Below are 12,829 nucleotides of genomic sequence, written 5' to 3' on the forward strand. Positions count from 1 at the left end.
GCGCGAGTATACGGAGCCGTTCCGCCCTACGCGGTAACGCGACGTTAACCCGGGTTGCACGTTTCCCGCATGGGCAGAGCCAGCGGGGTCATGCGCGTACCAGTGTTTCGTCGGGATCGATCTCGCGATTGTGGTTCGGCTGGTTGCACACGCTCAGCGTTTCGTTGGGAGGTGTCTGCATGTGCCAGCCCTGGGCAGCGAGGTTGGCGAGAACACGCTCCGTGTCGTCGTGGGGCAGCTTGCGCTGGGGTGTCAATTCCACTTCGAGGACGAAGTGCAATTCGCCCAGCAGGAGCACGAGCGGTTCGGGAAGAAGGTCGAAACCGTCGCGGCGGACGAGCCAGACGTAGGTGTCCGGTTTGCGCTGACTGGCGTAGACGAAGCAGTGCATGACGGCAGGTCTCGCTGGCGGGCGGGCTTTACACCCTAGCAAATGCCGGTCGCGAACGGGGCGGCGCAGGAGTCGCCCGTTTCACCTTTGTTGCACCGAGACTTGCAAAACGGTCGTCAACTCGTCCAGAGTGCAAACCCAGAATGTTAAACGCGCGTATGAAAACGGGAAAGTTTCCGCTTTCGGCCGCGTATTCCATCGCCCCCGAGCAGTAACGAAAAGCAGGAGCCGAACCCGATGCAGAAGCTGAACCTCCATACCCGTCCGTTGGCCATTGCCGCCCTCTCGCTGGCCATCGCCGGTGCCCTGGTGGCTCCCCAGGCTGCCCAGGCCAGCGCCTTCCAGCTGAAGGAAAACAGCGCCAAGGCCCTCGGCCGCGCTTTCGCCGGCTCCGCCGCGGCGGGCGACGACGCCTCCGTGATCGTCAACAACCCGGCCGCGATGTCGATGCTCCAGGGCAACGTGTTCCAGGCCGACGTCACCGGCATCAACTTCAGCACCAAGTTCCACGGCACGGCCACCGACGCGCAGGGCCGCCCCATCAGCGGCGGCAACGGCGGCGACGCCGGCACCACCATTCCCGTCCCGGCGCTGTACTTCGCGTCGAAGGTCGGCGACCGCTGGCACATCGGTCTGGGCCTCACCGCTCCGTTCGGCTTCAAGACCGAATACGACTCCGACTGGAAGGGCCGCTACAACGCCATCAAGTCCGACTTCAAGTCGTTCGACGCCACCCTCTCGGCTTCGTTCGACGTGACGGACGATTTCTCCCTCGGCGTCAGCGCCATCGCGCAGAAGACCAGCGCGGAACTTACCAGCGCCATCAACTACAACACCGTCGGTCTCGGCCTGATCCAGCGCGCCGCTGCCGCTGGCCAGCTCCCGCCCGCCACCGCCCGCGCGCTTGCCGCGCAGTACGCCGCCGTGGTGCCGCCGGGTAGCGACGGCTACGCCAAGATCAAGGGCGACGACTGGGCCTACGGCTGGCAGGTCGGCGGTCTGTGGAAGCTGACCCAGAACGACCGCATCGCGCTCAACTACCGCAGCAAGATCAAGCACACGCTCGAAGGCACCGGCAACTTCACCATGCCGACCAACGTCACCGCCGTGCTGTCGAATCCTGCCGTGGGCGCCCTGCTCGGTAGCGGCCAGCCGCCGTTCACCCATACCGACGGTACCGCGGGCTTCACCACGCCGGCCATCGCCACCGCCAGCTTCTGGCACCAGGACCAGAAGTTCGGCCTGGGCTTCGACCTGTCGTGGACGAAGTGGGATTCCTTCCAGGACCTCACGGTCAATTACTCGAACCCGAATCAGCCGCCGACCACCGAGCACTACGGCTGGCGTAACACCTGGTTCGCGTCGGTCGGTGGCGAGTACTACGTCAACGACAAGCTGACCCTGCGCGGCGGTGTGGCTATCGACACCACCCCGACCTACGACGATACGCGTTCGCCGCGCGTGCCCGACTCGACCCGTAAGTGGCTTGCCTTCGGTATCGGCTACAAGGCCACCGACCGCTTCGAGATCAACGCCGGCTATGCCCATATCTTCGTGAACAACGCGCACATCGCGGGCGTCACCGACGGTACGGGCGACCGCCTGGCCGGTGCCAGCGACGACAAGGGCAACCTGCTCAGCGTGTCGGCCAAGTACCAGTTCTGATCGCTTCACCGATCGGCTGACGGCCAAAAAAAACCTCCCCGGCAACGGGGAGGTTTTTTGTTGGCCTGTAGGAGCCGCGATAGCGGCGAGGGCAATCCTGCCGTCGATCGCAAGGGTTTCTCGCCGCTGTAGCGGCTCCTACAGATGCAGCACGTGCTTCAGTACGCGTATTCGCGGAACACCGGATCGACGCTGCCATTCCACTTGCCGTGGAACAGTTCAAGCTTCACGTCGGCCTGCGTCTTGCCGGAGATCGCGATCTCCATCAGTGGCTCGAGGTAGATCGACTCGTCCGCGCCGCGATTGCCCTGACGGTTGCGACGCTTCAGTCCGGCTTGCGCGATCTTCAGCGCTTCGAGCGACAGATCGCGAACCGTGTGGTTCCGGAAACGCAGGTCCAGCGCTTCCTTCGGTACGCCGTCGCGCAGCGCGTGGCGTTCTTCGCGGCTGAAGTCCTTTACCAGGTCCCAGGCGGCGTCGAGCGCGGTGTCGTCGTACAGCAGGCCCACCCAGAATGCGGGCAACGCACACAACGAATTCCATGTGCTGGTATCCGCGCCGCGCATCTCCAGATACTGCTTCAGGCGAACTTCCGGGAACGCGGTGGTGAGATGGTCGGCCCAGTCGGTCAGGGAGGGCTTCACGCCCGGCAACGCGGGCAGTTCGCCGCGCATGAACTTCTTGAAGTCCTGGCCGGAAAGATCGACGTACTTGCCGTCGCGATAGCTGAAATACATCGGCACGTCGAGGATGTAATCCACGTAGCGCTCGTAACCGAAGCCATCGTCGAACACGAAGTCGAGCATGCCGGTGCGGTCGGCGTCGGTGTCGGTCCATACGTGCGAGCGATACGACTTGTAACCGTTCGGCTTGCCTTCGGTGAAAGGCGAGTTGGCGAACAGCGCTGTGGCGATGGGCTGCAGCGCGAGACCCACACGGAACTTCTTCACCATGTCGGCCTCGCTCGAGTAATCGAGGTTGACCTGCACGGTGCAGGTGCGCGTCATCATGTCCAGGCCAAGCGAGCCGACCTTGGGCATGTACTCGCGCATGATCTTGTAGCGGCCCTTTGGCATCCATGGCATCTGGTCGCGACGCCACTTCGGCTGGAAGCCCATGCCGAGGAAGCCGATGCCGAGTTCCTCGGCCACCGAACGCACCTCCTTCAGGTGGTTGGTGACTTCGTCGCAGGTCTCGTGGATCGTCTCCAGGGGCGCACCGGACAGTTCGAGTTGGCCGGCGGGTTCGAGCGTGATGTTCGCCTTGCCCTTCGTCAGAGCGACCGGCGTGTCACCTTCCCGGGCAATGTCCCAGTCGTAGCGTGACGCCAGGCCTTCGAGAATGGCGCGGATACCCGGACGGTCGCCGTCGAACGGCGGGGGCGTGAGGTCGTCGGTGTAGAACCCGAACTTCTCGTGCTCCGTGCCGATGCGCCAGTCCTCACGCGGTTTCTCGCCCTTGGCGAGATAGGCGGCCAGATCGTGGCGGTCGCCAATGGGCGTGTTCTTCGCGGCGCTGGGGATGGACACGGACTTTCCTTGACGTAGGGCTGACGGCCGGTAGCCGGTGGACATGGGGGCGGCTGACAGCAAGCAAAAGGTGCCTGCGCGCGGAGCGTAGCATCGCAGGTCGGTGCCGTCTCCAAAGTGTCCTCCGCCGCCGTGCGGGTTCAGCAATGCGCGATCCCGACCCCGAGGCATGCCCGCAATCGACCGTGGATTCGTCCACTTCGGGGCATCCGGCGAACCAAAAAAGAAGCCGCCCATGCGGGCGGCTTCGTGACGCGTCCGTGAGAGCGGATCAGCGCTTCATCGAATTGAAGAACTCGTCGTTGGACTTCGTGTTCTTCATCTTGTCGAGCATGAACTCCATCGCGGCCAGTTCGTCCATCGGGTGGAGGAGCTTGCGCAGGATCCAGATCTTGGCGAGAAGGTCGGGATCGATGAGCAGATCTTCGCGGCGCGTGCCGGAACGGTTGATGTCGATGGCCGGATAGACGCGCTTTTCGGAGATGCGGCGGGACAGGTGCACTTCCATGTTGCCCGTGCCCTTGAACTCCTCGTAGATCACCTCGTCCATCTTCGACCCGGTGTCGGTCAGCGCCGTGGCGATGATCGTCAGGCTGCCGCCTTCCTCGACGTTACGCGCGGCGCCGAAGAAACGCTTCGGACGCTGGAGGGCGTTGGCGTCGACACCGCCGGTGAGCACCTTGCCGGAGCTGGGCACCACGGTGTTGTAGGCGCGAGCCAGGCGGGTGATGGAGTCGAGCAGGATCACCACGTCCTTCTTGTGCTCGACCAGGCGCTTGGCGCGCTCGATCACCATTTCGGCAACCTGCACGTGACGCACGGCCGGTTCGTCGAAGGTGGAGCTGATGACTTCGGCGCGCACGGTACGGGCGATTTCCGTGACTTCTTCCGGACGCTCGTCGATCAACAGCATGATCAGGTGCACGTCGGGATGGTTGTACTGGATGGCCTGCGCGATGTTCTGCAGCATCATCGTCTTGCCGGACTTCGGCTGGGACACGATGAGGCCGCGCTGGCCCCGGCCGATCGGCGCCACGAGGTCGAGGATGCGGCCCGTGATGTCCTCGGTGGACCCGTTGCCGCGCTCGAGCTTGAACGCCTTGCGCGGGAACAGCGGGGTGAGGTTCTCGAACAACAGCTTGTTCTTCGACGCCTCCGGCGGATCGCCGTTGATGTCGTCGACCTTGAGCATCGCGAAGTAACGCTCGCCTTCCTTCGGATGGCGGACGCGCCCCGTAATGTAGTCGCCGGTGCGCAGGTTGAAGCGGCGGATCTGGCTGGGCGAGACGTAGATGTCGTCGGGGCCGGCGAGGTAGGACTCGTCGGCCGAGCGCAGGAAGCCGAAGCCGTCCTGGAGGATCTCGAGCACGCCCTCCGCCCAGATGCCGCCGCCGGAGCGGGCGTGAGCCTTGAGGATGTTGAAGACCACATCCTGTTTGCGCTGGCGGGCCACGCCTTCGCGGATGCCGAGCGATTCGGCGAATTCCAGCAACTGGATGGAATTCTTGCGCTTCAGTTCGGTCAGGTTGATCAGGCGGTCGTTGCTGCCGGCGTCGGCATTCTCGTCGTCGTCGACGGGATAGCCGTTGTTGTTGCGCGGGTGCTGGTAATTGCCGCCGCCGTTGCCACCGCCGCCGCCACCGCCCTGTCGCTGCTGGTTGCGCTCGTTCCGGCGGCGCCGGCCGCGGCCTTCGCGCTCGTTACGGTCGTTGCGGTTTTGCGGATGCTGGCCGCCGCCCTGCTGCTGGCCCTGGGACTGGGCCGGCTGCGGGCTGCCTTGGTTGCCTTCGCGCGCTTCGCCTTGCTGCTGCTGTTGCGGTGGCGGAAGCAGCGGAAGCGCGGGCGCCTGGTTGTTGAGCTGCAACTCCGCTTGCGGTGTGGGAGCTGGTTTCGCGGGAGCCGGCGCGGGCGCGCTCGTCTCTACCGCGGGAGCCTCGGCGGGCGCCGCCTTGCGACGGCCACGAGGACGCGGTTCGGTCGCAGGCTGGTCGCCGGCGCCCTTGGCGTCGATGGATTCTTTGCTTTCGATATCGGACACGGGCAAACCTCACGGGGCGCCGTTGGAAGAAGAAGGGGAGAGGGTTCGCGGCAGGGGGACAAGCGGTGTCCCGGCGAACGCTTAGAGCCTAGCATCGCGTGAGGCGCTGCGTAAAGCGCCCCACGCGGCGGCGGGATGACTCGGGACGATCAGATCGTCTTTTCGATGAACTGGCTGAGCTGGGCCTTGCCGACGGCGCCTATCTGAGTGCCGGCGACCTTGCCGTCCTTGAAGATCATCAGGGTCGGAATGCCGCGAATGCCGTACTGGCGCGGCGTCTGCTGGTTTTCGTCGATGTTGATCTTCACGACCTTCAGCTTGCCTTCGTACTCGCCCGCCAGCTGGTCGAGCACCGGTGCGATCGACTTGCAGGGACCGCACCACTCCGCCCAGAAGTCGAGCAGCACCGGGGTGTCGGATTCGAGCACTTCCTGCTGGAATGCAGCGTCGCTCGTATGGGTGATCTTGTCGCTCACCGGAATCTCCAGAATGGGTGAAATAGGGGGGTTGACGACCGTGACGCTCGCATCGGCTACACTAAGGAGCCCCATGTCGCGGGTCCAACCGGAACCGAAGGTCTTGGCCGTTGCGGCCGGTGGCCCTCATTCCAACCCAACTAGGGGCGCGATTCAAGCAATTCAAGGTTGCCGGCGGGTGGTTTCCGTTGACATAGGTGAACCGGTTTCAACAGCCGGTTCACCTATGCCAGCGGGAACCCTCGGGTGCGACCACCTCCGCTTCCGGCCTTCGCGCGCCGGGCGCGTCGCAGGCGCCGCCGGCATGGCATCCGGCCGCTTCCCGACACTCCCGTGACCCGGCCGGACCCTCCTCCCGTCCCGCGGGCTCCTCATGCCGCAGGGACGGCGCCGCACGGTGCGGCGCGAGTTTCAGGCCCATCTCCACTATGTCCCAAACCGTTCTTACCGACGTCTTCTACGAAAACCTCGACCTGCACCCGTTGCTCCAGCAAGGCCTTGCCGCCGCCGGGATCACCCGCTGCACGCCCATTCAGGCGCTGACGCTTCCCGTTGCCCTCACGGGACGCGACGTCGCGGGCCAGGCCCAGACCGGCACCGGAAAAACCTTCGCTTTCCTCGTCGCGCTCATGGACCGCCTGCTGAAGCATCCGGCCCATCCGGACCGCAAGGATTCCGATCCCCGCGCCCTCGTCATCGCACCCACTCGCGAACTGGCGATCCAGATCGAGAAGGACTTCCAGACCATCGGGAAGGCCACCGGCCTGCGCAGCGCCCTCATCTATGGCGGCGTGGACTACGACAAGCAGCGCCAGCAACTGCGCGACGGCTGCGACATCATCATCGCCACGCCGGGCCGCCTGCTCGACTACTACAAGCAGGACGTGTTCGGCTTCGGCAGCGTCGAAGTCATGGTCATCGACGAAGCCGACCGCATGTTCGACCTCGGCTTCATCAAGGACGTGCGCTTCATCTTCCGTCGCCTTCCGGCGCGCGAGAAGCGCCAGGTCCTACTGTTCTCGGCCACGCTGAGCCACCGGGTGCTTGAACTGGCCTACGAGCACATGCACGAGGCCGAAAAGCTGGTGGTCGAGACGGAAAACGTCACCGCCGACCGCGTGCGCCAGGTCGTCTACTTCCCCTCCAAGGAAGAGAAGATGCCGCTGCTGTTCAACCTGCTGGAAGAGAGCAAGGCCGAGCGCAGCATCATCTTCGTCAATACCAAGGCCGCCGCCGAGCGCATCACCGACCGGCTCAAGCGGCACAACTTCCGCGTGGGCGCCATTTCCGGCGACGTGCCGCAGGTCAAGCGCCAGAAGCTGCTGCAGCGCTTCCAGGACGGGCAGATCGATCTGCTCGTGGCCACCGACGTGGCCGCGCGCGGCCTGCACATCCCGGCCGTCAGCCACGTGTTCAACTACGACCTGCCGCAGGATGCCGAGGACTATGTCCACCGCATCGGCCGTACCGCCCGCCTGGGCGCCGAAGGCGACGCGATCAGCTTCGCCTGCGACCTCTACGCCATGGGCCTGCCGGACATCGAGGCTTACATCAACCAGAAGATTCCCACGGCGTCGATCGAGGCGAAGATGCTGGTGATGCCCGCGCCGCGGCCCCGTGCCGACGGCGTGCAGGACGAAGTGGACGATCCGAACGACACCGGCGGTCACATCCCCACACGCGGTGCGCCGCCGGAGAAGGGTGGCCGGGGCAGCCGCGACGGTCGCGGCCCGCGTTCGGGCGACCGCTCAGGTAGCCGCGAACGTCGCCCGCGCCCGCCACGCGAGGACCGCCCGGCCGCCGCCGCGCCGTCGACGGAAGTGCCGATGAAGACCGTCGTGGTCGCCGAGACCGTGGCCGACCTGCCTGCCGCCACGGAAGCGATGGCCGCCGAGGGCGCCACGAAGAAGCGCCGCCGCCGTCGTGGCGGTCGTGGCCGCGGCGCCCGCGAAGGTACGGAGAACGCGGGTGACGGCGCCAATGGCACGCCGAACGGCAATGCGTCGCGCGGCGACCGTCCGAAGCAGGGCGCGCCGCGTCGTGCCGAGGGCGAGAATCCGAATCGCCGCCCGTCGCGCCAGGTGACCGCCACCCGGCCGGCGTCGGCACCGACGCCGCCCGCCGCGCCAGTGAAGGAAAAGATCGGCCTCCTGCGCCGCATCGGTCGGCTGTTCGGGGGGCGCTGAGCCCCTGTCGGAACGGCTCCCACATTTATATGAACTGCGTGGGTCGCACGGCCGCAAAATTTCCAGCACATCCCTTATCCTCTGGAGATTCACGAGCCAACGGGTAAAGCGGTGATCGGTTTCGATCTGGTGAGCAAACGGTACGAGGGCGGTCACCAGGCCCTTACCGATGTGTCGTTCCATGTCGACGCGGGCGAAATGGCCTTCGTCACCGGGCATTCCGGCGCCGGCAAGAGCACGCTGCTGAAGCTGCTGGCGATGATCGAGCGTCCCACGAACGGCGTGGTGACGCTCGACGGCCAGAAGCTCAACACCGTTCGCCCCGGCGACATTCCCAGGATCAGGCGCAAGCTCGGCATGGTGTTCCAGGACCATCGCCTTCTGCTCGACCGTACCGTCTTCGCCAATGTGGAGCTGCCGCTGATCATCGGCGGCGTCGCACCCGCCGATCGCGGCCGCCGCGTGCGCGCCGCGCTCGAGAAAGTCGGCCTGCTCAGCTACGAAAAACAATTGCCCGAGGCACTGTCCACCGGCGAGCAGCAGCGCGTGGGCATCGCTCGCGCCATCGTCGCGAAGCCCGCGGTCCTCATCGCCGACGAACCGACCGGCAACCTCGATCCCCAACTGGCCATGGAAATCATGACCCTGTTTGCCGAATTCCAGGCGGTGGGCACCGCCGTCCTCGTCGCCAGCCACGACCTCATGCTCATCAAGCGGATGAAAAAGCGCGTCGTGGTCCTCGACCACGGCAAGCTCGTCGCCGACGTGCCCGCCACGGAGGTGGTATGAACGCGGTGCGCGACACCCGCAAGGCCCCGGAGCCGGAGAAGACGCGCCGCAGCGAGCCGCGAAAGGTCGGCGCGTGGCGCGAGCACCACCTGTGGAGCATGTCCATCAGCCTGCGTCGCCTCGGTGTGCGGCCGCTCGGCACCCTGCTCACTGTGGCTGTCATGGGCGTGGCGCTGGCCCTGCCGCTCACCTTCTACCTGCTGTTGGGCAACGTGCAACGGATGGGCGACGCGCTCGGGCGAAACCAGTCCATCAGTGCCTTCATGAAGCCGGGGCAGAATGCCGCCATGGCGGAAACCGCAGCGTCCGCGCTGCGCGGTCGTCCCGAAGTGGCCGACATCGTGGTGCGCACGCCCAAGGACGGTCTTGCCGAGCTTGCCGAGGTACAGGGGTTCTCGGGGGCCTTGCAGTCGCTCGACGCCAACCCGCTTCCCTATGTGCTGTCCGTGCAACCGAAGCCGGGCCTGTCGGCGGAGGACGTGAGCCGCCTTGTCGAATCGATGAAGGCGACCCCAGGCGTCGACATGGTTCAGGACACCGGTGCGTGGCGACAGCGCCTGGACGCCCTCGTCGGTGTCGGTGGCCGGGCCGTCGCGCTCCTCGCGCTGCTGCTCGGCATCGCCGCCCTGCTGGTCGTGGGCAACACCATCCGCGTGGACATCCAGAGCCGCAGCGCGGAGATCGGCGTGCTGCTGCTCATCGGGGCCAGCCGTCCGTTCGTGCGACGCCCTTACCTGTATGCCGGTATCTGGCTCGGCTTCCTTGCCGGCGTGCTCGCGGTCGTGCTCGCCGTGGTGCTGGAGTTGGCCATGGCCGGACCGGTGGGCCGGCTCGCGGCAGCCTATGATGGCAGCGTGAGCTTCGGCGGGCTCCCCGCATGGCTGCTGCTTTCGGTACCCTTCGCGTCGGCCGTGCTGGGGTGGCTCGGTGCGCGACTGGTCAGCGCGCGGCAGATCCGCCGCGCGGCGGCGGGCTGAAGGGGGGGGCGGGGTGGCATCCAACATCGGTTCGGGCGTGGCCAGCGCGACGCCGCGCATTCTCATCGTGGACGGCTCGAAGGTCGTGCGCCAGCTCATCGCGCGCGTGGTCGCGGCCGAGGTGCCGGGTGTGGAGATCGTGGAGGCCACCACAGGGGCGGAGGCCCAGTCCGAGTTGCAGCGCGGCGTCTTCGATTTCGTCACCGTGGCATTGCGCCTCCCCGACATGGACGGACTCGACGTCGCCCGCTTCGTGCGCGAATCCGCACCGCAGATCTACATGCCGATCGTCGTCGTATCGGGCGACGTCGAGCAACGCCTGCACCGACGCGAACTCGGCGAGTTCGTCACCGACTATTTCGACAAGTCCCTGGGCTTCGGCGCGCTGGCCGAATTCATCCGCGGCTACGTAAGGCCCGAGGGCGGTGCCGAAGGCGAGGTGCTCTACGTAGAGGACAGCCGCGTCGTGGCACTGGCGACACGGCGCATGATGGAGAAGTACGGACTCACCGTGCACCACGTCATCAGTGCCGAGGATGCGCTGCAGCACCTGCGCCAGGCGCGGGAACGCGGCGAGGTCGGTGCCGATGTCGTGCTGACGGACGTCAGCCTGAAGGGCGAACTCACCGGCGGCGACCTGGTCGAGCGCATCCGCAACGACTTCGGCTACGGCAAGGGCCAGTTACCCACGCTGGTCATGACCGGCGACGAGAACCCCGCGAACCAGGCCGCGCTCTTGCGCGCCGGCGCAAACGACCTCGTGGAAAAGCCGGTGGAAGAAAAGCTGCTCATCACGAAGCTCCTGTTCCAGCTGCGCGTTGCCCTGCACCTGCGTGCGAGGGTGACGCATTGAACGACAGGGTGAAGCTGGAACCGTCCTGGAAAGCCCGGATCGGCGCGTACCTGGATCGTCCCGAGATGTTGGCGCTGTCGGAGTTCCTGCGTAGCGAAAAAGCGCGCGGCAAGACGATCTACCCGCCGGGCCCCGAGATCTTCAATGCGTTCGCGCACACGCCATTCGACAAGGTGCGCGTGGTCATCTTCGGCCAGGACCCGTACCACGGTCCCGGGCAGGCCCACGGCCTCAGCTTCTCCGTGCGGCCCGGCGTGCGCGTGCCGCCGTCGCTGCAGAACATGTTCAAGGAAATCGAGGATTGCCTCGGCATCCCACGTCCCGACCACGGCTGCCTCACGCCGTGGGCCGACCGCGGCGTGCTGCTGTTGAACGCGGTGCTGACCGTGGAAGCGGGCAAAGCCGGTTCGCACCAGGGCAAGGGCTGGGAAGGCTTCACCGATGCGGCCATCGACGCCCTCAACCGCGAGCGCGAGGGGCTGGTGTTCATGCTCTGGGGCAGCCATGCCCAGCGGAAAGGCCAGCTGATCGACGGCAAGCGCCACCTCGTCCTGCGCAGCGTGCATCCCTCGCCGCTCTCCGCCCACCGCGGGTTCATGGGCTGCGGCCACTTCGCCAAGGCGAACGCCTACCTGGAATCCCGCGGGGAGCCGCCGATCGACTGGTCGCTGCCGCCCCGTTCCGACCTTTCCATGTAGGAGCGCGCCCTGCGCGCGACAGCGTTTGAGGCCGAGCCTGTGAGCTGGCGCGCCAGCTTGCGGACGGAGTCGAAAACATGTCGCGCGCAGGGCGCGCTCCTGTAGACGACTTAAACACCTTACGAAACAGTGGTTTGGGCGTAAATCTGTGCTTCGACCCATACCGCACATGAACCCGACCCGCCAGCCTCTGGACATGCCGGACCTATTTCTGTACCATTGCGTACAGTTAACCGATGAACTTCGGGCCGACTTAGCACTCTCATTCCGGGACTGCTAATCTGCGTAAAGACTTTCAGGAGGTTCCACACATGTCCCAAGCCCTCGCCACCCGTAACTACGGGCTACCGAGCGTCGTTGGCAGTCTGGATTCCTATATCTCGGCCGTCCATCGCATTCCGGTGCTCAGCCTTGACGAGGAGCAGTCGCTGGCGCGCCGCTTCCACGACGACGCCGACCTCGACGCCGCCAAGCAGCTCGTGATGTCCCACCTGCGTTTCGTGGTCCACGTGGCCCGCGGTTACAACGGCTATGGCCTTCAGCTTTCCGACCTCATCCAGGAAGGCAACATCGGCCTGATGAAGGCCGTGAAGCGCTTCGATCCGGATCAGGGCGTTCGCCTGGTCAGCTTTGCCGTGCACTGGATTCGCGCCGAAATGCACGAGTTCATCCTGCGCAACTGGCGCATCGTGAAGGTGGCTACCACCAAGGCGCAGCGCAAGCTGTTCTTCAACCTGCGCAAGAGCAAGAAGCGCCTGGGCTGGATGAACGCCGAGGAAGTGCGCGTGGTCGCGAACGACCTGGGCGTGCCGGAAGCCACCGTCCGCGAGATGGAATCCCGTCTCTCTGGCCGTGACGTCGGCTTCGAGGCCCCGGCCGACGCGGACGACGACGACAAGCCGGCTCCGGCCGCGTTCCTCGTCGACGAAGGCGCCGACCCGTACGACAACCTCGCCGAGGAAGACGCCAGCAACAATCAGATGGGCGCGCTCTCCACGGCGCTCGGCAACCTGGACGACCGCTCGCGCGACATCATCCAGCGTCGCTGGCTGGCCGAGGACAACAAGGCCACGCTGCAGGACCTCGCGGACGAGTACGGCGTTTCCGCCGAGCGCATCCGCCAGATCGAGGCGAACGCCATGAAGAAGATGCGCGTCGCCATCGCCGCCTGAGATCGCGGTTCGGCGTAAGATCGGAAACGGCCCTCGCGGGCCGTTTTCCGTTTGA

Annotated in this window: 11 protein-coding genes; 7 read left to right on the plus strand and 4 right to left on the minus strand. The window is 65.8% G+C overall.

The genetic code is table 11. From position 1 onward, the window contains the following. Nucleotides 1-88: 88 nt before the first annotated feature. The gene (locus FHS47_RS16730) at nucleotides 89-391 is read right to left on the minus strand and encodes a YcgL domain-containing protein (protein WP_167030736.1); all 303 of its coding nucleotides are present in this window, start codon (nucleotides 389-391) and stop codon (nucleotides 89-91) included. 237 nt (nucleotides 392-628) lie between these two features. Here FHS47_RS16730 and FHS47_RS16735 point away from each other — a divergent pair, with 237 nt between their 5' ends. Then, a complete protein-coding gene (locus FHS47_RS16735; protein WP_167030739.1) occupies nucleotides 629-2,056 on the plus strand; it encodes an outer membrane protein transport protein in 1,428 nt (475 codons plus the stop codon). A 158-nt stretch (nucleotides 2,057-2,214) separates the two neighbouring features. Here FHS47_RS16735 and FHS47_RS16740 read toward each other — a convergent pair whose 3' ends face one another. From FHS47_RS16740 to trxA, 3 genes are all read right to left on the minus strand, one after another. Next, a complete protein-coding gene (locus FHS47_RS16740; protein WP_247741512.1) occupies nucleotides 2,215-3,630 on the minus strand; it encodes a glutamate--cysteine ligase in 1,416 nt (471 codons plus the stop codon). Between the two features lie 226 nt (nucleotides 3,631-3,856). After that, complete coding sequence (gene rho, locus FHS47_RS16745) at nucleotides 3,857-5,623, minus strand: transcription termination factor Rho (protein ID WP_167030745.1); 1,767 nt, start codon at nucleotides 5,621-5,623, stop codon at nucleotides 3,857-3,859. 149 nt (nucleotides 5,624-5,772) lie between these two features. Then, complete coding sequence (gene trxA, locus FHS47_RS16750) at nucleotides 5,773-6,099, minus strand: thioredoxin TrxA (RefSeq protein WP_338039638.1); 327 nt, start codon at nucleotides 6,097-6,099, stop codon at nucleotides 5,773-5,775. A gap of 428 nt (nucleotides 6,100-6,527) precedes the next feature. On the opposite strand from trxA, the gene FHS47_RS16755 reads away from it, so the two are divergent. From FHS47_RS16755 to rpoH, 6 genes are all read left to right on the plus strand, one after another. Further along, nucleotides 6,528-8,285, plus strand: coding sequence for a DEAD/DEAH box helicase (locus FHS47_RS16755; RefSeq protein ID WP_167030751.1), 1,758 nt, complete (start codon nucleotides 6,528-6,530; stop codon nucleotides 8,283-8,285). Nucleotides 8,286-8,396: 111 nt separating this feature from the next. Then, on the plus strand, nucleotides 8,397-9,074 hold the full coding sequence (ftsE, locus tag FHS47_RS16760) for a cell division ATP-binding protein FtsE (protein ID WP_167030754.1): 678 nt from the start codon (nucleotides 8,397-8,399) through the stop codon (nucleotides 9,072-9,074). Beyond that, complete coding sequence (gene ftsX / locus FHS47_RS16765; protein ID WP_167030757.1) at nucleotides 9,071-10,051, plus strand: permease-like cell division protein FtsX; 981 nt, start codon at nucleotides 9,071-9,073, stop codon at nucleotides 10,049-10,051. Before ftsE ends, ftsX begins: the two co-directional genes overlap by 4 nt. Before the next feature lie 13 nt (nucleotides 10,052-10,064). Further along, complete coding sequence (locus tag FHS47_RS16770; RefSeq protein ID WP_167030760.1) at nucleotides 10,065-10,904, plus strand: response regulator; 840 nt, start codon at nucleotides 10,065-10,067, stop codon at nucleotides 10,902-10,904. Continuing rightward, a complete protein-coding gene (gene ung, locus FHS47_RS16775; protein WP_167030763.1) occupies nucleotides 10,901-11,602 on the plus strand; it encodes a uracil-DNA glycosylase in 702 nt (233 codons plus the stop codon). The genes FHS47_RS16770 and ung overlap by 4 nt, the downstream gene beginning before the upstream one ends. Nucleotides 11,603-11,913: 311 nt before the next feature. Then, complete coding sequence (rpoH, locus tag FHS47_RS16780) at nucleotides 11,914-12,774, plus strand: RNA polymerase sigma factor RpoH (protein WP_167030766.1); 861 nt, start codon at nucleotides 11,914-11,916, stop codon at nucleotides 12,772-12,774. Nucleotides 12,775-12,829: the final 55 nt, after the last annotated feature.

It is taken from the genome of Luteibacter sp. SG786, assembly GCF_011759605.1.
Lineage (GTDB): Bacteria > Pseudomonadota > Gammaproteobacteria > Xanthomonadales > Rhodanobacteraceae > Luteibacter.